The organism is Streptomyces sp. NPDC093568 (assembly GCF_044764945.1).
GTDB lineage: Bacteria > Actinomycetota > Actinomycetes > Streptomycetales > Streptomycetaceae > Streptomyces.
This window is the reverse complement of sequence record NZ_JBIWJD010000011.1, coordinates 45,049-67,062: the sequence shown is the minus strand read 5'-3', so window position 1 is coordinate 67,062 and position 22,014 is coordinate 45,049. Positions and strand designations below refer to the sequence as shown.

The window sequence follows — 22,014 nt, the reverse complement described above, 5'->3', positions numbered from 1 at the left end:
GCTCCGCCGGACGGCCACCCCGCCCGTCCGGCGGTCGGGCCTACTTGGGGCCCTTCGTGCTCCCCTGTCCCCGCCCCGGCTTGTCGTCGTCGTCACCGTCGGCCGGCGTCGACGTGGTCGCCGTCGGGGCCGGGGAGGGCGTCGCGGAACTGCTGCTCGGGGTCGGGGAGGGGCTGTCGGTCCCCTCTTCCCGGGTCGCGGAGGGGCTAGCCGAGGTGTCCGGGGTTTCCGGGGCCCGTGTGCCCGCGGAGTCGGCGGCGCCGGACGAGGCGGACACGCCCGAGCCGCCCTCCCTGGAGCCGGTCGGATTCGCCGGGTCGTCGGTCGTCGGGGCCGTGCGGCTGTGCCCGCCCTGCGGGGTGCCGTCCGACGAGGAGCCGGACAGGGCGAACCAGCCGCCCAGCACCGCCGCCACCGACACCGCCCCCACCGCGCCCGCCAGGGCACCCACCCGCCGGGAGTCCCCGCCGCGCCGCTTGCGGCGATGCGCGCGCCGGCCGGTGGCGTTCACGAACCGGGGCAGCTCCGCCGTCTCGTCGTAGGCGTTCTGCCAGCCGTGGGCCACCGCCGGATCGGCGTACTCGTCGTACGCGGGGGTCTGTGCCTGCTGCGGGTGGTACACGTTCGGCGGCATCTGCCGGTCGCCGTCCGCCGCCACGCCGGGGGTGCCGTACACACCGGGCGGACCACTCGCCTCTCCGGCGCCGTGCGTCCCGTTCTGCTGCTCAGGTGGCCTGGACATGAGGGCGCATTGTAGAGACGGGAGGGGCCCCTGGGACAGCTACCGGCGATAACAGCCCAAACCCCCGCGTCTCACGTGTCGGAAAACACGGCCCAAGCGGCTTTACCGGGCCGTAAGCTCCTGGACATGCAGGTGATCCAGTCGACGAAGCTCGCCAACGTCTGTTACGAGATCCGGGGCCCGGTGCTCGAGGAGGCGATGCGGCTCGAGTCGGCGGGGCATCGGATCCTCAAGCTGAACACCGGCAACCCGGCGGCGTTCGGCTTCGAGTGTCCGCCCGAGATCCTGGAGGACATCCTCCGCAACGTGTCGTCGGCCCATGGCTACGGCGACGCGAAGGGCCTGCTGGCCGCACGCCGGGCCGTCGTCATGCACAACCAGACCCTGGGCATCGAGACCGACGTCGAGCACGTCTTCGTCGGCAACGGCGTCTCCGAGCTGATCGTCATGGCGATGCAGGGGCTGCTCGACGACGGGGACGAGGTGCTGGTCCCGGCCCCGGACTACCCCCTGTGGACCGCCGCCGTGTCACTGTCCGGCGGCACCGCCGTCCACTACCGGTGCGACGAGCAGGCCGACTGGATGCCCGACCTCGCCGACATCGAGCGCAAGGTCACCGACCGCACCAAGGCCATCGTCATCATCAACCCCAACAACCCGACGGGGGCCGTGTACGACAAGGCCATGCTCCGCGGGCTGACGGACATCGCCCGGCGGCACAACCTCCTCGTCTGCTCCGACGAGATCTACGACAAGATCCTGTACGACGACGCCACCCACACCCCGACCGCCGCCGTCGCCCCCGACCTGCTCACGCTCACCTTCAACGGCATGTCGAAGGCGTACCGCGTCGCCGGCTACCGGGTGGGCTGGATGTCGATCTCGGGCCCGCGCGCCCACGCCGACTCCTACATCGAGGGCCTCACCATCCTCGCGAACATGCGGCTGTGCGCGAACATGCCAGGTCAGCACGGGGTCGTGGCCGCACTCAGCGGGCGGCAGACCATCAACGACCTGGTGCTGCCGGGCGGGCGGCTGAAGGAGCAGATGGATGTCGCCTACGAGCTGCTGACGCAGATCCCCGGGGTGACCTGCGTACGGCCGAAGGGGGCGCTGTATCTCTTCCCGCGCCTCGACCCCAAGGTCTTCAAGATCAAGGACGACCGGCAGATGGTCCTGGACCTGCTGCGGCGCGAGAAGATCATGGTCGTGCAGGGCAGCGGGTTCAACTGGCCCGAGTCGGATCACTTCCGCGTGGTGACCCTGCCGACGGTCACGGATCTGCGGGACGCGGTGGGGCGGATCGGGCGGTTCCTCGACGGGTACAGCCAGCCGTGACCCTGCGTGTACAGCCGGTCCGCTTTTGTGAACCGCTCAACTTTAGACAGAATCTAAGCTAGGATGGTTTCCTGTCAGCGCACAGGAGGCCATCCCCATGTACGAACCGATCCGAACCAAGTCGGTCCACAGCACGATGGCCGGCAACACCACCGACTTCCCCCATCGCTCCCGCGAGGAGGAGTTGGACATCCAGCTCGCCGGTCATCTCGCCGCACTGCTCGCCGTCACCGACGAGCTGCGCGCGACGGCGCCCTCCGAGGAGTTGGACATCGCGGCCGAGCGGCTCGCCGGCCAGGTGGCCCGGCTGCGGGAAGGGCGCAAGCCGGCCCGCGCGGTGGCCTCCGGCGGTCAGCCCAAGTCCGCGGCACTGCACCGCCGTGCGCATGACCTCGCCGGGCGCGCGCTGGTCGTCGCCGCGTCCCGTGCCGATACGGCGGCGGCGATTCTGGCGGCCGAGCGGATGGACGCGCACGCCGCTGCGCTGGCTGAGCCGCAGGAACTCAGCGGCGTCGGCTGAACCCCCCTGAACGGCCCCGGTCCGCGTGCACCCGCAGCGACGCGCGGACCGGGTGCCACAGCACTGCGTTGGCCTTGGCTGACTTTCGCACTCGCCGTAAGGGTTCGCGTTGTTCGCGCGGCTGCCCGTTCGTCGTGGCTTGTCGCGCAGTTCCCCGCGCCCCTGAGAAGGTCGCCCGTGTTGTAACGGGACCGGCATGACACCCCCCGTTCACCCCCGTTGACGGGGAACGTTGGATTCCGCGAGCACTCTCCACCGCGTGAGACGTATCGCAGGAATCATCCTCGCGGTGCTGCTGATCGGTGGCGTGGTGGTAGCCGTCGTCGCGGGCCGCAGTAGTGAGGACGGCACGGCAACGAAGACCGTGCAGGCAGTGATCGGGTCGGAGAAGGCCGAGTTCTTCGCCGATCCCGACGTGGTGAAGGCCCTGGCCGCCAAGGGCTACACCGTGAAGGCCGAGACCTCCGGGTCCTGGGCCATGGAGGGGCTGGACCTCGCCGGCTACGACCTGGCGCTGCCCTCGAGCCAGGCGCCGGCCGCCGCGCTGGCCGCCAAGTACAAGGTGACGGGGACCCTCCCCCGCCCCTTCTACTCGCCCCTCGTCGTCGTGGCGCACAAGAACGCCGCCGAGGTGCTCGCGGCGAACAAGCTCGCCACCCTGGACACCGAGCACCGCGGCACCTTCGAGATGGCCGCCTATCTGGCCGCCGCCCGCGACGACCGCACCTGGCAGCAGCTCAAGGGCGCGCAGAAGTACGGGGAGTTGACGGGCACGCTCTACCTGTCCAGCACCGACCCCGAGACCTCCAACTCCGGCGCCCTCTACCTGGCCGCCGCCTCCTACGTCGAGAACGGCGGCAAGGTCGTCGCGAGCGACGCCGAGATCGACCGCGCCACACCGCTGCTGCACCAGCTGATCAGCGTGCAGGGCGCCCAGCAGTCCAGCACTGACGCCGTCTTCCGGGACTTCGTCAGCGGCGCCGGCAACCCCCTCGTCGTGGTCTACGAGTCCCAGGTCGCCTCCCTGCTCCAGGAGGGGCAGCAGCCCGACGACCTGGTCGTCCTCTACCCGGACACCACGGTCAACAGCGACCACACCGTCGTACCGCTGACCGAGGACGGCAAGGCCGTCGCCGAACTGCTCTCCGCGGACGCGAGGTTGCGCGAGCTGGAGGCTCGGCACGGGTTCCGTCCGCAGGGCGAGGCCGCTGAGTTCGCCTCGGACACCACCTATCTCAAGCAGGAACTGACCGGCGTCCACCAGGCGGCCGTGCCCACCTCCGAGGTGCTGCACGAGCTGGCCCGACGGGCGCGCGGATAAGGGGGGCACCAGCACATGAGCAGCAACGACGGCGACTTCGTCCTCACCCCGCCCGAGCCCGTGGCCGCGGTGCCGCGCGAGAACGCCGGCGGACTCGTCCCGGTCGACGACAGCGTCCGTACCGACATGGCGAACAAGGCCCATGCCTACGTCGAGGGGCTCGCGGCGCTCGACGCCCGCTCCCCCGAGTTCGCCGGCAAGGTCGGTGAGATCACCGGCCTCGGCGCCGGTGAGATGCGCACGGCGGCCGCCCAGTCCAACCGGATGCTGGAGCGGACCATCCGCAGCCTGCCCGACAAGGGCGGGGACGCCCAGTCCCAGGTCGCCGGCTCGCTCGTCGAACTGCGGCGCGTGGTCGAGGACCTGGATCCGCGGGATCTGCCCGCCTCCAAGGGACGCAAGTTCCTCTCCAAGCTGCCCGGCGGGAACAAACTGCGCGACCACGTCGCCAAGTACGCCTCCGCGCAAGGCACCCTGAACAAGATCGTTGGGTCGCTGCGGGGCGGACAGGACGAGCTGCGGCGGGACAACGCGGCCCTGCAGACCGAGCGGGTGCGGCTCTGGGAGACCATGGGCAAACTCCAGGAGTACGTCGTGCTCACGGAAGCCCTGGACACGGCCGTGGAGCGGCACATCGGCCAGGTCGCCGACCCGCAGCAGGCCGACAGTCTGCGGGCCGACATCCTCTTCCCGGTCCGGCAGAAGCACCAGGACCTGCTCACCCAGATCGCGGTGTGCGCGCAGGGATACCTCGCCATGGACGTCGTACGGCGCAACAACGACGAGCTCATCAAGGGCGTCGACCGGGCCGCGACCACGACCGTCTCGGCGCTGCGCATCTCCGTGATGCTGGCCTCCGCGCTCGACCACCAGAAGAAGGTCGTCGAGCAGGTCAACGCCCTGCGCGGGACCACCGAGGACCTCATCCGCGGCAACGCCGAGATGCTCGCCACGCAGAGCGGGGAGATCCAGCGCATCGCCGCCGACCCGGCCGTGGGAGCGGAGACCCTGCGCAGCGCCTTCCAGCAGATCTACCGCACGCTCGACGCCATCGACTCCTACAAGGTCCAGGCGACCGAGGCGATGGCGGCGACGGTGGAGAACCTCACCGTCGAGCTCCAGCAGGCGAGCGGTTATCTGGAGCGCAGCCGTTCGCGGGGCGCGCTGGAGGGGGGTCTCGGATGAGAGCACGCATCCTCGCGCCGGCGCTCGCCGCGCTGGCGCTGCTGACCGCCTGCACCTCGCAGAAGGCGCCCGAGAAGCCCGACAACGCCCCGCGGCCCGGCTCGCTGCGCGTCCTCGCCTCCAGCGAGCTCCGCGACATGGCCCCGGTCCTGGACCGGATCGCCGCCGACACCGGCATCGAGGTGCGGCCCACGTACATGGGCACCCTCGACGCGGTGGACCTGCTGGCGAAGGGGAAGGCGGACGGGACGTACGACGCGCTGTGGCTGTCCTCCAACGACTATCTGCGGCTGCGGCCCGAGGCGGCGAGGAAGGTGGTCTCGGAGACGCCGGTCATGTCGAGCCCGGTCGCCGTCGGCGTCAGGTCGACGCGCCTCGCCGAGCTGGGCTGGAAGCCCGAAGACGTCACCTGGTCGCGGGTCGAGGAGGCCGTGCGGAGCGGCAGGCTGACCTACGGCATGACCGACCCGGCCCGCTCCAACTCCGGCTTCGCCACCCTCGTCTCGGTGGCGTCGGCCCTCTCCGGCGCGCAGTCCGCGCTGACGGACGCGGACGTCGACAAGGCCACGCCCCGCCTGAAGGAGTTCTTCAAGGGGCAGAAGCTGACCTCGGGTTCGTCGGGCTGGCTGGCGACGGCGTACGAGCGGCGCGGGAACGTGGACGCGCTGCTCAACTACGAGTCCGTCCTCAAGGGCATCCCGGGCCTGACCGTGATCCGCCCCAGGGACGGCGTCGTCACCGCCGACTACCCGCTGTCCTCCCTCGCGTCGACGTCCGCCGCGACCCGCGACGACGTCCGCCGCCTCACCGAGGCCCTGCGCACCGACGGCGTCCAGCGGATGATCACCGAGCGCACCCTGCGCCGCCCGGTCGTCGCCTCCGTCGATCCGGCGCCCGGCCTCGACACCGGCCGGCGGCGCGAACTGCCCTTCCCGGGCAGCCGTTCGGTCGCCGACGGGCTGCTGGAGGCGTACGAGAACGAGCTGCGCCGGCCGTCCAGGACCGTCTACGTCCTCGACACCTCGGGCTCGATGAAGGGCGAGCGCCTGGCGCAGCTGAAGAAGGCGCTCACCGACCTCACCGGTGACTTCCGCGAGCGCGAGGAGGTCACGCTGATGCCGTTCGGCTCGGACGTGAAGAGCGTGCGCACCCATGTCGTGGAGCCGTCCGATCCGAAGACCGGGCTGGACGGGATCCGCGAGGACACCGAGGCCCTGTCCGCCGAGGGCGACACCGCTATCTACACCTCGCTGGAGGCGGCCTACGACCATCTGGGCTCCGGACGCGACACGTTCACGTCGATCGTGCTGATGACGGACGGCGAGAACACCGCGGGCGCCGACTCGGCCGGCTTCCACGCCTGGTACGCCGGCCTGGACCGCGAGCGGCGGGCGACGCCCGTCTTCCCCATCCTCTTCGGCGACTCCAGCAGGTCCGAGCTGGAGAACATCGCCGAACTGACCGGCGGCCGGCTCTTCGACGCCCAGGAGGGCTCGCTGGACGGCGCCTTCGAGGAGATCCGTGGCTACCAGTAGAACGGCCCCGGGCAGGGCGCTGGCGTACCTGGAGTCCCGCAAGAACATCGCCGGGAGCGCGTGCGGGCTGCTCGGCGTGGTGCTGACCTTCACGGGGGTGGCGGGTCCGTACTGGCCCGTCGTGGTCGCGGGGCTGTACGGCGCGGGCGCGCTGATCGCCCCGCCGGAGCGGCCCGCGCCGCCCGACTTCCCGGACCCGTCGGCCCAGCTGGACGAGTTGCGGGGCGACTTCGAGAAGCTGCGCGGCTATCTGACGGACATCGAGCTGTCGGTGACGGCCGCCGCCCGGCTGCGTGAACTGACCGAGCTGCTGTCCGCGCTGCTCGACAAGGGCTGGGTGGCCGAGCTGCTGGCGCACGATCCGGAGGGCGTGCACGTGCTCTCCCGGATCGTGCGGCGCGATCTGCCCGAGGCCGTCGACAGTTTCGTACGGACGCGGTGGTGGACGCGGATGTCGCCCGGCACCGACTCCCCGGAGCTGCATCTGGAGCGGCAGCTCGGTCTGTTGAAGAAGGACACCGAGAAGCTGGCGGCGGGCCTGCGCGAGGTGGAGGCCCGCCGCCAGGAGTCGCACACCCGGTATCTGGAGGACCGGGGTGGACCGGCGGGCGGACTTACCGCCTGACGTACACCGTGGCCGAGGCGGACGACGCGCTGTGCAGGTCGTCGCCCGGCCAGCTGACCGTGTAGTCCGCGTCGCCCCGGGTGCGCGGCAGGTCGTTGATCGTGAAGGTGCCGTCGGCGCCGACCGTCACCGACGACAGCGTTCCGGTGCCGAGCCGGTCGGTCCGGGTGACCTTGAGGACCGCCCGGTCCGGCAGCGCCTTGCCCTGCGCGGTGAACGTGCCGGTGATCTCGACACCCGTGCTCAGCGAGCCCTCCTCGGGCGCGGTGAGCGCGATCGAGGTGGGCGCCTTGCCGACGGACACCGTGGTGGTGATGTCCTCGGCGGGGCGGTGGGTCAGGTCGCCGAGGTAGGAGACCTTGTACGTGGCGTCGCCGACGAGGTCGGGCTCGTCGAGGACCGAGAACGTGCCGTCGGCCTTGACCGTGAAGGTGCCCAGGTCGTGGGTGCCGTTCGCGTCGGTGCGGGTCGCCTTGACCTTCAGCGGCTCGGCGGGCGCCGGACCGTCCTGCTCCAGCTTGCCGCGCACGGCCAGCGCCTCGCCGGCCGCGGCCTGGGCGGGGCTGTGGGTGAGGCCGCCGCTGAAGCGGGTGTCGTACTGGACGGCCGGCGGCTGGATGATGTGCAGCCAGTACTGGCTGCCGGCCGCGTTGGTGGTCACCGCGAACAGCCGGGAGCCGTCGGCCGCCCACTCCATGCCGCGCGGCACGACCTTGTCGCCGTCGAGGCTGCCCTCGAAGACGAACTCCAGCGGTGCCGTGGCGTCGGCCGGGTCGGCGGGCTGCACCAGCAGGTCGGGCGTGGAGCCGGTGGCCGAGGCGCCGCGCGCGATGTACTTGCCGTCGCCGCTGAACGCGACCGCGCTCGCGGACGCCCCCGCGGGCAGCGCCTGGTAGCCGTCGGCCGCGTCGGACAGGTCGGAGGTGTTCAGCAGCCGGGTCCCGGCGGACGCGTCGGCCACGGCGACCTTGCTGCCGTCGGCGGACAGGGCCAGGTCCTTGAGGTCCAGGGCGCCCTTGCCCTCGGCGTCGGCGAAGCGGCGCGCGGCGTTGCGGACGAGTGCGCCGTCACTTGTGTCGAACACCGCGAGGAAGGGGTTGGCCGCCTTGGTGTTGAGCGGCTGGCCCATGAGCATCTTGGTCCCGGCGCCGGCCTCCAGCAGCAGGTCGCCGTAGTCGTTCCAGCCGGTGCGCGTGTGTGCTCCGTTGACGATCGCGTCCAGATTGGTCTCGGCGGTGGCGCACTGGGAGACGGAGGACGCGAGCGGAGTCGTGAAGTAGGTCTGGCCGCCGGACTGGGCGACCTCGCGGCCGCAGTAGTCGGTGTTGGCGTACGCCACGATGGTGCGCGCGTAGGTCGTGGTGTCGTAGGCCTCGATGCGGTCGCGCAGTCCGGCGTACAGCTTGCTGCCGTCGGCGCTGACCGCCAGGCCGGAGACATGGGCCTGGTTGGTGATGATCGTCGTCAGGCGCTCGCCGTCGAAGTTGTAGACGGCGATGGTGCCGGAGTTCTGGTAGTAGCCGACGTTGCTGTCCGCCACGAAGACGCGCTGGTGGACGTTGTCGACGGCCAGCGCCGAGTACGACGAGATCGGCAGCTTGACCACGGCGTCGGACGCCGCGTACGCCGCGGGCGCGGCGGCGACGGTCAGGCCGGCCCCGGCAAGGGCGGCGGCGAGCAGCGTGGCCGCGAGACGTCTGGGACGGTGTGCAGTATTCAACTTTGCCCCCCACAGGCTGAATTGAGCGGTCACCGGGACCGGTGACGCTCCTGTGGAGGCCATGTAACAGCCGTGAAGATCATGCGATCAAGGCGGCGCGACCGCACAGGCGAACGAAAAACAGGCGAGGGCCCGCCGCCGCGGTCCTCCCGTCGGGGCGGACGGGATCATGCGGCGACAGGCCCACAGCCCCGTACGCCGTTGTACGGAACCTCGCCGGTCTGTGGTGCTGTCACCGCGGCCGGCCGTGACGATACTGCTGGTCAGGGCACGATCGGAGCCGGCCGCGGCGTTCTTGGGGGCTGTGTTCAGCCCAGGCGCCGCACCAGCGCGTCGTACTCGTCCCACAGCTCCTTCGGCGTGTGGTCGCCGAAGGTGTTGAGGTGGTCGGGGACGAGCGCGGCCTCCTCGCGCCAGATCTCCTTGTCGACGGTGAGCAGGAAGTCGAGGTCGGAGTCGGCCAGTTCGAGACCGTCGGTGTCCAGCGCGCCCTTGGCCGGCAGGATGCCGATCGGGGTCTCGACGCCCTCGGCCTTGCCGTCGAGGCGCTCCACGATCCACTTCAGGACGCGGCTGTTCTCGCCGAAGCCGGGCCAGACGAACTTGCCCTCGTCGTTCTTGCGGAACCAGTTGACGTAGTAGATCTTCGGCAGATTGGACTGGTCCTTGTCCTTGGCCACGTCGACCCAGTGGGCCATGTAGTCGCCCATGTTGTAGCCGCAGAAGGGCAGCATCGCGAACGGGTCGCGGCGCAGCTCGCCGACCTTGCCCTCGGCGGCGGCGGTCTTCTCGGAGGCCACGTTGGCGCCGAGGAACACACCGTGGTTCCAGTCGAAGGACTCCGTCACCAGCGGGACCGCGGTGGCGCGGCGGCCGCCGAACAGGATCGCCGAGATCGGCACGCCCTTGGGGTCCTCCCACTCGGGCGCGATGATCGGGCACTGCGAGGCGGGGACGGTGAAGCGGGCGTTGGGGTGGGCGGCGGGGACGCCGGAGGCGGGCGTCCAGTCGTTGCCCTTCCAGTCCGTCAGGTGGGCCGGGGTCTCCTCCGTCATGCCCTCCCACCAGATGTCGTTGTCGTCGGTGAGGGCGACGTTGGTGAAGACGGAGTTGCCCCACAGGGTCTTCATCGCGTTGGCGTTGGTGTGCTCACCGGTGCCGGGCGCGACGCCGAAGAAGCCGGCCTCGGGGTTGATGGCGTACAGACGGCCGTCCTCGCCGAAGCGCATCCAGGCGATGTCGTCGCCGATCGTCTCGACCGTCCAGCCGGAGATCGTGGGCTCCAGCATGGCGAGGTTGGTCTTGCCGCAGGCGCTCGGGAAGGCGGCGGCGACGTACTTGGACTCACCCTGCGGCGGGGTCAGTTTGAGGATCAGCATGTGCTCGGCGAGCCAGCCCTCGTCGCGGGCCATGACGGAGGCGATGCGCAGGGCGTAGCACTTCTTGCCCAGCAGGGCGTTGCCGCCGTAGCCGGAGCCGAAGGACCAGATCTCGCGGCTCTCCGGGAAGTGGGAGATGTACTTGGTCTGGTTGCACGGCCAGGGGACGTCCTGCTGGCCCTCCTCCAGCGGGGCGCCGACGGAGTGCACGGCCTTCACGAAGAAGCCGTCGTCACCGAGCTCGTCGAGGACGGCCTGGCCCATGCGGGTCATGGTGCGCATGGACACGGCGACGTAGGCCGAGTCGGTGATCTCCACGCCGATCGCCGACAGCTTGGAGCCGAGCGGGCCCATGCAGAACGGGACGACGTACATGGTCCGGCCGCGCATCGAGCCGCGGAAGACGCCCTTCTCACCGGTGAAGACCTCGCGCATCTCGGCGGGGTCCATCCAGTGGTTCGTGGGGCCGGCGTCCGCCTCCTTCTCGGAGCAGATGAACGTCCGGTCCTCGACGCGGGCGACGTCGGTGGGGTCGGAGGTGGCGTAGTAGGAGTTGGGGCGCTTGATCGGGTCGAGCTTCTTGAAGGTGCCCTTCGCGACGAGCTCCTCGCTCAGACGGTCGTACTCGGCCTCGGATCCGTCACACCAGACCACGTTGTCCGGCTGGGTCAGTTCAGCGATCTCGTTCACCCACGAGATCAGCCCCTGGTGATGGGTGGGGACGACGGGGGGAGCCGCGATGTCGCGCGCCACGGTTGCTCCTAAGTGAGGGATTTTGTCCTGAATATGCCCTTGTATGCCCCGTGGGGGCCGCGACCCGGATGCTTCGCGGACCGATCCGCTTTTTCGATCTTCCGCGCTCATCCGGTGTCGACCGCACTCATTTGATCATCCGACGGGTCTGCCCATATGTCCAGAGGGCGTCACAGGTGAGCGGCGTGAGCATCGCCACTCATCGAGATGTTTTCGATGCGTCACCACGGCTTCACCCCGGGTGCGCCCGCGGCGGGTACCCCATGAGAGGATGGCCACTTAATGGCGCCCATCTGGCCGCTCTGACGCGTAACTTACGGTTCCGTAGGTACCATGCCGGGCATGACTGCGCCCGTCCCCGACGCTCCAACGGACAAGCCGGCCGCCGGCCGCGGTTCCGCCGTGCCCTCACTGCCGCACCAGATCGCGCACCACGCCCAGCAGCTCACGGACGAGATCAAGCCCAGACTCCGGGGCTGGCTGCACCTGGGCATGTTCCCGGCGGCGCTCGTCTCGGGCCTGGTGCTCACCGCCCTCGCGGACTCGGCGCGCGGCCGTATCGCCTGCGGGATCTTCGCCCTCACGGCCTGCCTGCTGTTCGGCGTGAGCGCGCTGTACCACCGGGGCAACTGGAGTCCGCGCATGGACGGCATCCTGCGCCGGCTGGATCACGCCAACATCTTCCTGATCATCGCGGGCACCTACACGCCGCTGACGATGCTGCTCCTGCCGGGCGCCAAGGGCCAGTGGCTGCTGTGGGGCATCTGGGCGGCGGCGCTGGCCGGCATCGTCTTCCGGGTCTTCTGGGTGGGCGCCCCCCGCTGGCTGTACACCCCCTGCTACATCGCGATGGGCTGGGCGGCGGTCTTCTTCCTGCCCGACTTCATGCGCTCCGGCGGCATCGCGGTGCTGGTCCTGGTGATCGTCGGCGGCGTCCTCTACAGCGCGGGCGGCGTGATCTACGGCATCAAGCGCCCGAACCCGTCACCGCGTTGGTTCGGCTTCCACGAGGTGTTCCACTCCTTCACGCTGGCGGCCTTCATCACGCACTACGTCGGGATCTCGCTGGTGGCGTACCAGCACGCGTAACACCCGCCTTCCTTCAGGGCCACGGCTTGCGAGCCGTGGCCCTTTTTCGTGCGCCGAGGGCAGGTCCAGCCTACCGACAGCGAATATTTATTGACAGTCACTCGATTTTGAGAGCTACTCTCACTTCATGGAAACTGTTACCCCAGACCCTCGCCGTTGGTGGGCGCTCGCCGCGCTGGTCGCGAGCATGCTCACGCTCGGCTTCGACCTGACGATCCTCAACGTGGCGCTGCCGACGCTGGCCGCCGACCTGGGCGCCGGCACGGGCCAGCAGCAGTGGATGGCGGACGCCTACGTGGTCGTCTTCGCCGCGCTGATGCTGCCCGCGGGCCTGCTCGGCGACCGCTTCGGGCGCCGCCGGATGCTGATCGCGGGGCTCGGCGTCTTCCTCGCCGGATCGCTGGCCGGCGCGCTGGCCGGCGACGTGAACACGGTGATCGCGGCGCGTGCGGTGATGGGCGTCGGAGCGGCGCTGGTCACCCCGCTCGCGCTCGCCGTGCTGCCCTCGCTCTTCGGCCCCGAGGAGCGCACCAAGGCCGTCGGCATCGTCTCCGCCGCCTCGGCGCTCGGTCTGCCGCTCGGCCCGATCATCGGCGGCTGGCTGCTGAACCACTTCTGGTGGGGCTCGGTCTTCCTGGTCAACGTCCCGATGGCCGCGATCGGCATCGCCGCCTGCGTCCTCCTGCTCCCGGAGACGAAGGACCCCGCCTCCCCCAAGGTCGACACCGTCTCCACCGCGCTCACCGCGACCGGCCTCGGCGCGCTGATCTACGCGATCATCGAGGCGCCCACGCGCGGCTGGGGCGACGCGCTGGTGCTCACCGTGCTCGGAGCGTCCGTCGTCCTGATCGCCGCGCTGGTGCTGCGCGAACGCCGGGTCGAGCGCCCCATGCTGGACATGACCCTGCTCGCCGACCGCGGCTTCCTCTTCAACACCGTCGCCGCGACCCTGGTCATGTTCGTCCTGTCCGGCCTGCTCTTCGTGCTGCCGCCCTACCTCCAGGCGGTCCTCGGCCACGACGCGCTCGGCACCGGCATCCGGCTGCTGCCGATGATGGGCGGGATCCTGGTCGCCTCGCGGGCGGCCCCGCCGGTCGTCGTCCGGTTCGGTGCGCGGGCCACGGTGAGCGCGGGCCTGGTGGTGCTGTCCTTCGCCGCGTTCCTCGGCAGCCGTACGACGGTCGACTCGGGCTACGGCTTCACCGCGCTGTGGCTCTCCCTCACCGGACTCGGCTTCGGCTTCTCGCTGATGCCGGCGATGAGCAACGCCCTGGGCAGCCTGCCCCGCGACCGCGCGGGCAGCGGCTCCGGGCTGCTGATGACCCTGCGTCAGGTCGGCGGTGCGATCGGTATCGCCCTGCTCGGCAGCCTGCTGGCCGGCGCCTTCCGGGACCGGCTCGATGTCACCGGGCTGCCCGCGGGCGCCGCCGACACCGCCGGGGAGTCCGTGGTCGCGGCGCACCTCGTCGCCGAGCGGGCGGGCTCGGCGCAGCTCGCGGCCTCCGCGAACAGCGCGTACGTCCACGGCATGGGCGTCGTCCTGGTGGTCTGCGCTCTCGCGGCCCTGGTCTCCGCCCTGCTGGCGGCGGCGTTCCTGCCGGCCGCGGCCCGTCCGGCCAAGACCTCCCCGGCCCCGGACATGGCTGCCGAGGAGGCCGATGCCCGACAATGACCCCCATGACACCCGCACGCCCCGTCCCCCTCTCCGACGGCCCCCAGCTGGGACTTCGTGAACGGAAGAAGATCAAGACCCGGATGGCGATCCGTGAGGCGACGTACGCCCTGATCAACGAGCAGGGCTACGACGCCACCACGGTCGAGCAGATCGCGGAGCGCGCCGAGGTGTCGCCGTCCACGGTCTTCCGCTACTTCCCGACCAAGGAGGACATCGTCCTCACGGACGAGTACGACCCGATCCTGCTGGCCGAGCTGCGCAAGCGGCCGGCGGACGAGCCGTGGATGGAGTCCCTGCGGTACGTCATGCGGCTGGCCATCCGTGCGGCGACGGAGAACGATCCCGAGGTCGTCCGGCTGCGCTCGCACCTGATGGTCCAGGTTCCGGCGGTGCGTTCCCGGATGCTGGAGAGCATGTCGGTGACCGGCCGGATGCTCGGCGAGGCCATCGCCGAGCGCACCGGCAGGGACCGGGACAGCTTCGAGGTGCGGGTCTACACGATGTCCCTCATCGGCGGCCTCGCGGAGGTATCCCTGTACTGGGCGGAGAAGGACTTCAAGGACGACCTGGGCGACCTCCTCGACCGCGCCCTGGACGTCATCGAGCACGGCCTCCCCCCGAAAAACACCTGAGGCACGAGCGCCGGGCCGTGACATCCTGACGGGGTGAACGGTCCCGTGATCCATGTCGAGTTCGCCCCCGAACTGAGGGTGTTCCTGCCCAACGGCCGGCGCCAGGACGGTGCCGCCCAGGTCACCACCGACGGTGTCTCGACCCTCGGCCATGTCGTCGAGTCCCTCGGCACCCCGCTCACCGAGGTCGGCCCCCTGCTCGTGGACGGCCGGGAGAGGCCGGTGTCGTACGTCCCGGCCGCGGGCGAGTCCGTGGCCGTTCGGCCCGTCGAGCGCCCCCAGCGGGTGCCCGGCGCTCCCCTGCGCTTTCTGCTCGACGTCCACCTCGGCACCCTGGCCCGGCGGATGCGGCTGCTCGGCGTGGACACGGACTACGAGTCGACGGACATCGGCGACCCGGCGCTCGCCGCCCGCTCGGCCGCCGAGCGGCGGGTCATGCTGAGCCGGGACCGGGGGCTGCTGCGCCGGCGCGAGCTGTGGGCCGGCGCCTACGTCTACAGCACCCGCCCCGAGGAGCAACTCAGAGACATCCTCGACCGGTTCCGCCCCGAGCTGCACCCCTGGACCCGCTGCACCGCCTGCAACGGCCTGCTCAAGGAGGCCGACAAGGAGGAGGTCGCGGACCAGCTGGAGGGCGGGACGCAGCGGTCGTACGACGTGTTCGCGCAGTGCACCCGGTGCAAGCGGGCGTACTGGAAGGGCGCGCACCACGAGCAGCTGGTGGCCATCGTGGAGCGCGCCCTCGCCGACTACGCGGGCTGAGACTAACGCCTGCTCACATCACCCTTCCCGCAGGCGATTCCGTCGCGGTTCGGGTCCAGCCGCAGCGGGTCGTCCTTGCCGTTGACCTTCAGACGGCCGTAGTCGTTCTTCTTCAGCCAGTCGCAGCGGGCCTTCGTCGTCGCCTTCACGGTCGGCGGGAAGTCCGTCGGGACGCAGACGTTGACGGAGCCGTAGTGCCGGTCGCAGCCGGAGACGGTCGGGCTGACCTTCTGCGAGGTGCGCTTCTTTCCCGGGCCCGTGACCTTGCCCTTGAGGTCGTCGGCGAAGTCGTGGACGTGCGCCGAGGCGTCCGTGGCGCTCAGGGCCTGCGGGCCCTGGAGGTGCACCCACCTGGCCACCGACGGCACCCCGTTGGCGTCGACCGCGAAGAGCATGTACCAGCCGGGCGGGGCCAGGTTGGGGTTGCTCGTCACGTTCAGGTCGACGTTGTTGCCGTCCACCGACAGCGGCAGGTCCACGAACCGCTGGTTGGGGTCGGAGGAGTGGGTCACCGCCGCCGGGCGGATCAGCTCGGCCTTGGCGATGGGCCGGTCGACGGTGATCCGCTGCGTGTCGCCGTACGTCCACTCCGTGTCGATCACCGAAGTGATCTTCGGGCGCGCGCCCTTGAGGAGATAGGGCGGGGTGTAGATCGACACGTCGTGGTTCCAGCTGCCGTTGCCCGGGTTGTCGCCCGTCGCCATCACCCGGCCGTCGGGGAGCAGGAACGCCGAGGAGTGGTAGCCGCGCTCCTCCGGGTCGGCCGCCACCGGGTCGAAGGTGTTGGTGGCCGGGTCGTAGATCGACGACTCGTACACCGGGTCGGCCCGGTTGTGCAGCGCGCCGCCGGTCTCCAGGACCTTGCCGTCGGGCAGCAGCACGGCGGAGACGTACATCTTGCCCTGGTTGCCGGTCTGCGGGACCTTGCCGCCGCCGAGGTCGACGGTGCCCTGCGGGAGCGGCGGGCCGGCGACGTAGGACGGGTTGGGCTGCTTGAGGTCGATGACGTCGGTGAGGCGGTTGGCGTCCGGGTTGGAGTCGATGTTGCCGCCGCCGATGGTGAGGACCTTCTGGTCCTGGGCCGGGGGCAGCAGCACGCTCGCGGACTGGTCGCGCTCGTCCTTCTTCTGCAGGCCGGGGATCTGGGTGACGGTGTTGGCGCCGTAGTCGTAGATCGCCGAACCGGTGCCGGGGATGTTGTTGCCGAAGACATGGCTGCCGGAGTAGAAGAGGCGGCCGTCCTGCATGAGGATCATCGACGGGTACAGGCCCCAGTACGACCAGGTCTGGTTGACCTTCCAGAGCTCCAGCCACTTCTGCTCGGCGTCCGACCACAGCTCGGCGGTCACCGATCCCGTGGAGTCCTCGCGCAGGCCGCCGAAGGAGATCACGTCACCGTTGCCGAGCACGGTGGCCGACGGGTACCAGTGGCCGTCGTTCATGTTGTTGGTCTTGCTGTACGTCTCGGTGACCGGGTCGAAGACGTACGAGTCCTTGTAGCCCTCGTAGCCGTGGCCTCCGGGCACCGGATACGCCTTGTTGCCGCTCATCACGAGCACCCGCCCGTCGTCGAGCTGGACGTGTCCGGCGCAGAACATGTCCTTGGGCGTGGGGATCTGCTTGTACGTGCCGTTCTGCGGGTCGTAGACCGCGCTGGTGAACGTGCCCGCCTGGAACATCTGCTCGCTGTTGCCGGAGCCGGCGATCAGCAGCACCTTGCCGTTGTTGAGGACGACGGAGTGCATGGAGCGGACCGGGTTCTGGGTGGGCAGCACGTCCCAGCGGCCGTTCGCGCACTCCTCGGCCGTGCCCGTGCACACCGGGTCCGGGACGGGGTCGGCGACCTGGTCCATCGTGTAGTCGTCGGTGGTGACCGAGCCGGTGCCGTAGACGGAGACGCCCCAGGCGATCCGGTCGGTGCCGGCGGGCACCTCGGGGGTGCGGACCGTCGCCTCGGTCCAGCCGGCCGCCATCTCGAGCGTCTTGAGGTCGGTCCAGTACTGCCAGCCCGCTGTGGGGTCGTGCCGGAAGAGGGTGACCGACGTGTCGGGGGTGGTCGACTTGTACCAGAGCCCCAGGTCGTACTGCTTGCCCGGCGTGACGACCGGCGCGCACTCGGCGGACTCGGTGATGAGCGCCTTGCGGTCGCCCTCGACCCGGCGGGTGAGCGTGACCTTCATGGCCTTGGAGCCCGAGTGGGCGTCGGCCACGGTCTGGAAGGTGAAGTCGTTGTCGCCCCAGCCGGACTTCTTCCAGCAGTAGGGCATGTCGTCGCTGCCGGCGGTCTCGAAGCCGGGGTTCTTGACGAGGTTGGCGGCGGAGGCGGACTGGGGTGAGGTGAGGAGCAGGCCGGCGGTCAGGGCGCCCACCCCGACCAGTGCGGTCCTTCTTCGGTGCTTTGTGACGAGGCGCTTGTTCATGCGGCTCTCCTATGCGGTGCGGCTCCCGCGGCGCAGACCTGAACTGCGGCGCGGCAGATAGACCAGCGCTTCGGTACCGACGAAGCGCAGGACGAAGGTGATGACCAGGGCCAGCGCGGTGGCGGGCAGCACGGCCAGCCCGAACTGGCCGACGAGCAGCGCGATCAGCGGTATGCGCAGCACCAGGTCGGCGTTGGCGAGCAGAGCGAAGCGGACGGTGCGGTCGGCCCAGTGGCGGTGCTGCCGGCGGTCGCGGAACAGCAGCTTCTCGATGAGCAGGAAGTTCCAGGCCACGCCGAACTGGTTGGCGACGATCTCCGCGGGCAGATAGTGCAGCCCCGCCTCGGTCATCACCCACAGCGCGGCCAGGTTCGGCACGAACCCGGTGAGCCCGATCAGCCCGAACACCACCATCCGGGACAGCGGGTCGGCCGTACGCAGCCCGGCGAGGTGCCGCAGGAAGCGCCGGCCCTCCGCCGCCGTGGACTTGGACTCCCCCGCGAAACGCTCCTGGAAGACGAACGGCACCTCGGTGACCGCGCGCGGGCGGCTGCGCACGGCCAGCTCCAGCAGGATCTTGTAGCCGAGCGGCTTGAGCGCCTCCGCTGCGATGTCGCTGCGCCGGATGGCGAAGAAGCCGCTCATCGGGTCGCTGATGCCGTGCAGCCGGCGCGGGAAGAGGGACTTGGTCAGCCAGGTCGCCACCCGCGACACGGCCACGCGATAGCTGCCGGCGAGCCCGGCCCGGCTGCCGCCCTTGATGTACCGGGAGGCGACCACGAGACCGGCGTTCGCCCGCTCGCCGGTGGCCACCAGCTCCGGGACCAGGGACGGCGGATGCTGGCAGTCGCCGTCCATGACGACGATCCAGTCCGACCCGGCCGCCTTCATCCCCTCCACGACCGCTCCGCCGAGCCCGCCGACCGGCCGGTCCCGGTGGATGACGGTGACGGGGAAGGGGCAGTCCTGGGCCGCCTCCTTGATGACCTGCGGGGTGTCGTCGGTGGAGTCGTCCACGAAGACGACCTCGCAGGGCAGCCGGGAGGGCACCGACTCGGTGATCTGGTGCAGCAACTGCCGTACGTTCGCGGACTCGTTGTAGGTCGGTACGACGATGGTGACGGCGCCCGGCTCGGCCACCTCGGCGGCCTCGACCGCCGGATCGCCGAGCTCCTCGGGGGCGGTGTACTCGTGGGTCATCGGACGCCTCCGGAGGCGGTCTGGATCTGGCGGATCTCGATGCGGTCCTCGCCGGTGCCGAAGACGGCGACCGGCTTCGAGTGCTCGATGGCCGCCTTGACGTTGGGCAGGTCGACCGCGTCACGCCGGACCGTCGGGGAGGCGACGACGTAGTCGAGGTCCTTCCAGCCGCGCGGCATGGTCTTGGTGACGGCCGGGTCGAGGTCGGCCTTGTAGAACCAGATGACGCCGAGCCCCGGCTTGTACCCGGCGTGCACCAGGTCCAGCCACAGCGCGTCGTCGACGAGGACGCGGGTGTCCTCCGGGTCCTCCACCTCGTCGGCCAGCCACTTCGAGGCGGCCTGGTAGGGCGCGTTGGCGTCGGCGGTGACGGCCGTGCGGTCGCCGTCGTACCAGCGCGGCACGACATAGGCGCCGGCCGCGATCGCGAGCACGGCCGCGAGGGCGTACCGGCCGCCGGTCAGATAACGGTGCTCGGTCTCGGACAGCCACCGCCGCAGTACGGCGTGGGCGACGGAGGCCGTGCCTCCGGCGAGGACGAGAGCGAGGAACGGCAGCGCCTGGATGACGTACATCGCGGGCAGGTAGCCGCTGGGGCGCATGGCGACCAGGGCGAGGATGACCACCGCGAACGACGGTCCGGCCAGCGCGCGGGCGGTGACCGACCAGCGCCAGGTGACCAGGAGCAGCAGAGCGCCCGCGAGACCGCCGACGATGAGGACGCGGTCGTAGTAGAGCCACGACTGCAGCACGCCCCAGGAGCCGGAGCCCCGGTCGAGGATGAAGCCCGAACCGGGCCTGGTCATCTGGTACTTGATGCCGTCCCACAGCGAGACATGCCCGCTGCCCGGCATCAGCTCGCCCTTCAGCAGGGCGAACAGGGGGTACGACAGCCCGATCAGCGCGCACGCGGTGACGGCGCCGGTCAGGGCGAACTTGCGGGTGTCGCGGTGGCTGTGCCGCCACATGGTGATCAGGACCGCGGGGAGGACGAAGAGCATCGTCTCCTTGGTCAGCACGGCCGTCGCGGCCGCCATCCCGGCGCCGAAGTGGTGCCAGAGGTGACGGCTCGGCGAGGCGGCGAGGGCGAACGCGAGCAGCGTCCACATCACCGCGAGGTTGTCGAGGAAGATCTCGCGCTGGAGCACGACCGACAGCGGGGAGAGCCCGAAGAGCACCATGCCGAGCCCGGCCGCCCAGCGCGGCAGGGACAGCCGCCGTCCGATCACGTAGACGAGGACCGCGCTGACGGCGCTGATGACGAGCATCGCGGCGCGCATGCTGCCGACGGTCATCGACTCGGGGCTGAGCGCGGCCGGTATCCAGGTGAGCAGGGCGAGCTGGATCCAGCCGAGCGGCGGGTGGTCGTACCAGTACGTGTAGTGGGCCAGGCCCCGGCCCTCCTGGACGGCCCAGGCCTGGGCGAGGTAGGTGCCCTCGTCGTCGCTGAGGGTGGGGTAGTCGGCGATGTTCCAGCCCTGCACGAGCAGGATCGCGAGGAGGAGTACGCCGCACAGGATCAGGTCGGGCCGGGAGGAGCGGAGCCGGCGCGGCGGCTTCGTTCGACCGGCCGAACGCTCGATGGGGACAGGTTGCCTCTGCGCGGGGACCTTCGGAGTGGTCACCGCGGGAAGTGTGGAGGTCACGCAGGGACGTCCTCTCGGAGGTCTCGGGTGGCTTCGGCGTCGGTGAGATGCGCGCCGACGTGGGTGGTCAGCTCCCAGTCGTTCTGGCCGCGCTGCTCACGCCATACGGCGCGCAGGGCGGCTCCGGCGAGGAGCACCTGGTAGAAGGGACCGCCCACGATCAGCTTCACGTAGTGGACGAAGCGCACGCGAAGCCCGTACTGCTTGCCGAAGTCGTGCAGTCCGACGACCTCGAAGACGAAGGTGACGAGCGCGGTGACGGCCGGCAGGAAGGTGACGAAGGCGACGCTCACCGGGACGTCGAGGAAGAGCGCGATGGCCACGTTGAGCGGGATGATCAGGCCGGTGAAGGCCTGCAGGAACGGCGTGGTCAGGGTGTACCTGGCCAGCAACCGCTGCCCGAAGGTGGGCAGTTGCTTCCAGTCCTTCTTCCGGTAGACCTGGAGGAAGCCCTGGTTCCAGCGGGTGCGCTGCTTCAGCAGCGACATCAGGCTGCCCGGGGTCTCCTCCTTGGTCACCATGTCGGAGTCGTAGGCGACGACGACCTTCTTGCCGACGCTGGACAGCCGCACGCCCAGATCGCAGTCCTCGGCAAGGCAGTTGGGGTCCCAGCCGTCAGCTTCCCTGAGCACGTCCGTGCGGACGAAGACGGTGTTGCCGCCGAGCGGGATGAACCCCTTCTGCGCGTGCAGGTGCAGTCGCGACCGGAACCAGAAGAAGTACTCCAGGCAGTTACGCAGGCTGTACCAGCTGGAGTGGAAGTTGATCAGCTGGACGCCGCCCTGGACGACGTCCGCTCCGGTGGTGCGGAAGGCGTGGTCCACGTGGGCGAGCAGCTCCGGGTGGACCTGGTCCTCGGCGTCGAAGACCCCGACGACGTCGCCGCGGCAGTGCGGCAGCGCCGTGTTCATGGCCTTCGGCTTGTTCTTCTTCTCGTGGGTGTCGACGACGACGCGGACGCGCGGGTCACGTGCCGCGGCCTTCTCGGCCACCTCCGTGGTCTCCGGGTCGTCGTGTCCGACGATGACGATGATCTCGAAGTCGGCGTGTGTGGACTCCAGCAGCCGCTGGATGGTGTGGTCCAGCACGGCCTGTTCGTGCCGTGCCGGAAGCAGCAGCGAGAACGACACGTGCTCGCCGCCGTCCGGTCTGCTGAACCGGGTGGAGGCGAGCACTTCGGGCGTACGCCACGCGTGCATCTGCCACCACAGGGTGAAAGCCGCCATCCAGAACAAGGCCAGCGAGACGACGGCTATGAAGACAGACGTCAGCAACAGATCCCCCCAGATCCCCAATGCCCCCTGTCGCGACGGTGAGTCACACCCGTCGCGTCACTGTGGAGAGATTAGGGGGGAACTGTGAAGCGCGAGGGCTCTTCCGATAAATAGCTTGTTTCGGAACGGTGCGTCGGAAAGCGCGATCTATCCGAACACACACCCAATTTGGGCGCACGGAACGACGCCCTCCGCCGC

General features: G+C 70.1%; 17 protein-coding genes. 10 read left to right on the top strand and 7 right to left on the bottom strand.

Features of this window, described 5'->3' with window-relative positions:
* Nucleotides 1–40 precede the first annotated feature (40 nt).
* A complete protein-coding gene (locus tag ACIRD7_RS34715) occupies nt 41–742 on the bottom strand; it encodes a hypothetical protein (protein WP_403459791.1) in 702 nt (233 codons plus the stop codon).
* A gap of 126 nt (nt 743–868) precedes the next feature.
* Between ACIRD7_RS34715 and ACIRD7_RS34710 the strand changes: the two genes are divergently transcribed.
* The 6 genes from ACIRD7_RS34710 to ACIRD7_RS34685 all read left to right on the top strand — a co-directional run bounded on the left by ACIRD7_RS34710 (nt 869) and on the right by ACIRD7_RS34685 (nt 7,266).
* On the top strand, nt 869–2,080 hold the full coding sequence (locus tag ACIRD7_RS34710) for a pyridoxal phosphate-dependent aminotransferase (protein WP_403459790.1): 1,212 nt from the start codon (nt 869–871) through the stop codon (nt 2,078–2,080).
* Between the two features lie 97 nt (nt 2,081–2,177).
* Nucleotides 2,178–2,600 carry a hypothetical protein gene (locus tag ACIRD7_RS34705; protein ID WP_403459789.1) on the top strand — a complete coding sequence of 141 codons (423 nt, stop codon included), beginning with the start codon at nt 2,178–2,180 and terminating at the stop codon, nt 2,598–2,600.
* Nucleotides 2,601–2,859: 259 nt separating this feature from the next.
* Entirely contained in the window at nt 2,860–3,921 is a 1,062-nt protein-coding gene (locus ACIRD7_RS34700) for a hypothetical protein (RefSeq protein WP_403459788.1), read from the top strand.
* 15 nt (nt 3,922–3,936) lie between these two features.
* On the top strand, nt 3,937–5,106 hold the full coding sequence (locus ACIRD7_RS34695) for a toxic anion resistance protein (protein WP_403459787.1): 1,170 nt from the start codon (nt 3,937–3,939) through the stop codon (nt 5,104–5,106).
* Nucleotides 5,103–6,641 (top strand): substrate-binding domain-containing protein, encoded by a 1,539-nt coding sequence (locus ACIRD7_RS34690; protein ID WP_403459786.1) that lies wholly within the window; start codon nt 5,103–5,105, stop codon nt 6,639–6,641. The genes ACIRD7_RS34695 and ACIRD7_RS34690 overlap by 4 nt, the downstream gene beginning before the upstream one ends.
* Complete coding sequence (locus ACIRD7_RS34685; RefSeq protein ID WP_403459784.1) at nt 6,628–7,266, top strand: hypothetical protein; 639 nt, start codon at nt 6,628–6,630, stop codon at nt 7,264–7,266. The genes ACIRD7_RS34690 and ACIRD7_RS34685 overlap by 14 nt, the downstream gene beginning before the upstream one ends.
* On the opposite strand, the gene ACIRD7_RS34680 is transcribed toward ACIRD7_RS34685, so the two are convergent.
* Complete coding sequence (locus tag ACIRD7_RS34680; RefSeq protein WP_403459783.1) at nt 7,256–8,986, bottom strand: Ig-like domain repeat protein; 1,731 nt, start codon at nt 8,984–8,986, stop codon at nt 7,256–7,258. The genes ACIRD7_RS34685 and ACIRD7_RS34680 overlap by 11 nt on opposite strands.
* A gap of 308 nt (nt 8,987–9,294) precedes the next feature.
* Nucleotides 9,295–11,118 carry a phosphoenolpyruvate carboxykinase (GTP) gene (locus ACIRD7_RS34675; RefSeq protein ID WP_403459782.1) on the bottom strand — a complete coding sequence of 608 codons (1,824 nt, stop codon included), beginning with the start codon at nt 11,116–11,118 and terminating at the stop codon, nt 9,295–9,297.
* Nucleotides 11,119–11,460: 342 nt separating this feature from the next.
* Here ACIRD7_RS34675 and ACIRD7_RS34670 point away from each other — a divergent pair, with 342 nt between their 5' ends.
* From ACIRD7_RS34670 to ACIRD7_RS34655, 4 genes are all read left to right on the top strand, one after another.
* Complete coding sequence (locus ACIRD7_RS34670; protein ID WP_403459781.1) at nt 11,461–12,207, top strand: hemolysin III family protein; 747 nt, start codon at nt 11,461–11,463, stop codon at nt 12,205–12,207.
* A 127-nt stretch (nt 12,208–12,334) separates the two neighbouring features.
* Nucleotides 12,335–13,879 (top strand): DHA2 family efflux MFS transporter permease subunit, encoded by a 1,545-nt coding sequence (locus ACIRD7_RS34665; protein ID WP_403459780.1) that lies wholly within the window; start codon nt 12,335–12,337, stop codon nt 13,877–13,879.
* Nucleotides 13,876–14,514: a TetR/AcrR family transcriptional regulator gene (locus ACIRD7_RS34660; RefSeq protein ID WP_403459778.1), complete on the top strand. Its 639-nt coding sequence runs from the start codon at nt 13,876–13,878 to the stop codon at nt 14,512–14,514. Before ACIRD7_RS34665 ends, ACIRD7_RS34660 begins: the two co-directional genes overlap by 4 nt.
* Nucleotides 14,515–14,547: 33 nt before the next feature.
* Nucleotides 14,548–15,276, top strand: coding sequence for a Mut7-C RNAse domain-containing protein (locus ACIRD7_RS34655; protein ID WP_403459777.1), 729 nt, complete (start codon nt 14,548–14,550; stop codon nt 15,274–15,276).
* A gap of 2 nt (nt 15,277–15,278) precedes the next feature.
* Here the strand turns inward: ACIRD7_RS34655 and ACIRD7_RS34650 are convergent, their stop codons facing one another.
* Genes ACIRD7_RS34650 through ACIRD7_RS34635 form a run of 4 tightly spaced genes read right to left on the bottom strand, consistent with a single transcriptional unit; the run spans nt 15,279 to nt 21,816 of the window.
* Nucleotides 15,279–17,696, bottom strand: coding sequence for a galactose oxidase-like domain-containing protein (locus tag ACIRD7_RS34650; RefSeq protein ID WP_403459776.1), 2,418 nt, complete (start codon nt 17,694–17,696; stop codon nt 15,279–15,281).
* A gap of 9 nt (nt 17,697–17,705) precedes the next feature.
* Nucleotides 17,706–18,896 (bottom strand): glycosyltransferase, encoded by a 1,191-nt coding sequence (locus tag ACIRD7_RS34645; RefSeq protein ID WP_403459775.1) that lies wholly within the window; start codon nt 18,894–18,896, stop codon nt 17,706–17,708.
* Nucleotides 18,893–20,542, bottom strand: coding sequence for an ArnT family glycosyltransferase (locus ACIRD7_RS34640; protein ID WP_403459774.1), 1,650 nt, complete (start codon nt 20,540–20,542; stop codon nt 18,893–18,895). The genes ACIRD7_RS34645 and ACIRD7_RS34640 overlap by 4 nt, the downstream gene beginning before the upstream one ends.
* On the bottom strand, nt 20,539–21,816 hold the full coding sequence (locus ACIRD7_RS34635) for a glycosyltransferase (protein ID WP_403459772.1): 1,278 nt from the start codon (nt 21,814–21,816) through the stop codon (nt 20,539–20,541). The genes ACIRD7_RS34640 and ACIRD7_RS34635 overlap by 4 nt, the downstream gene beginning before the upstream one ends.
* Between the last annotated feature and the right edge of the window lie 198 nt (nt 21,817–22,014).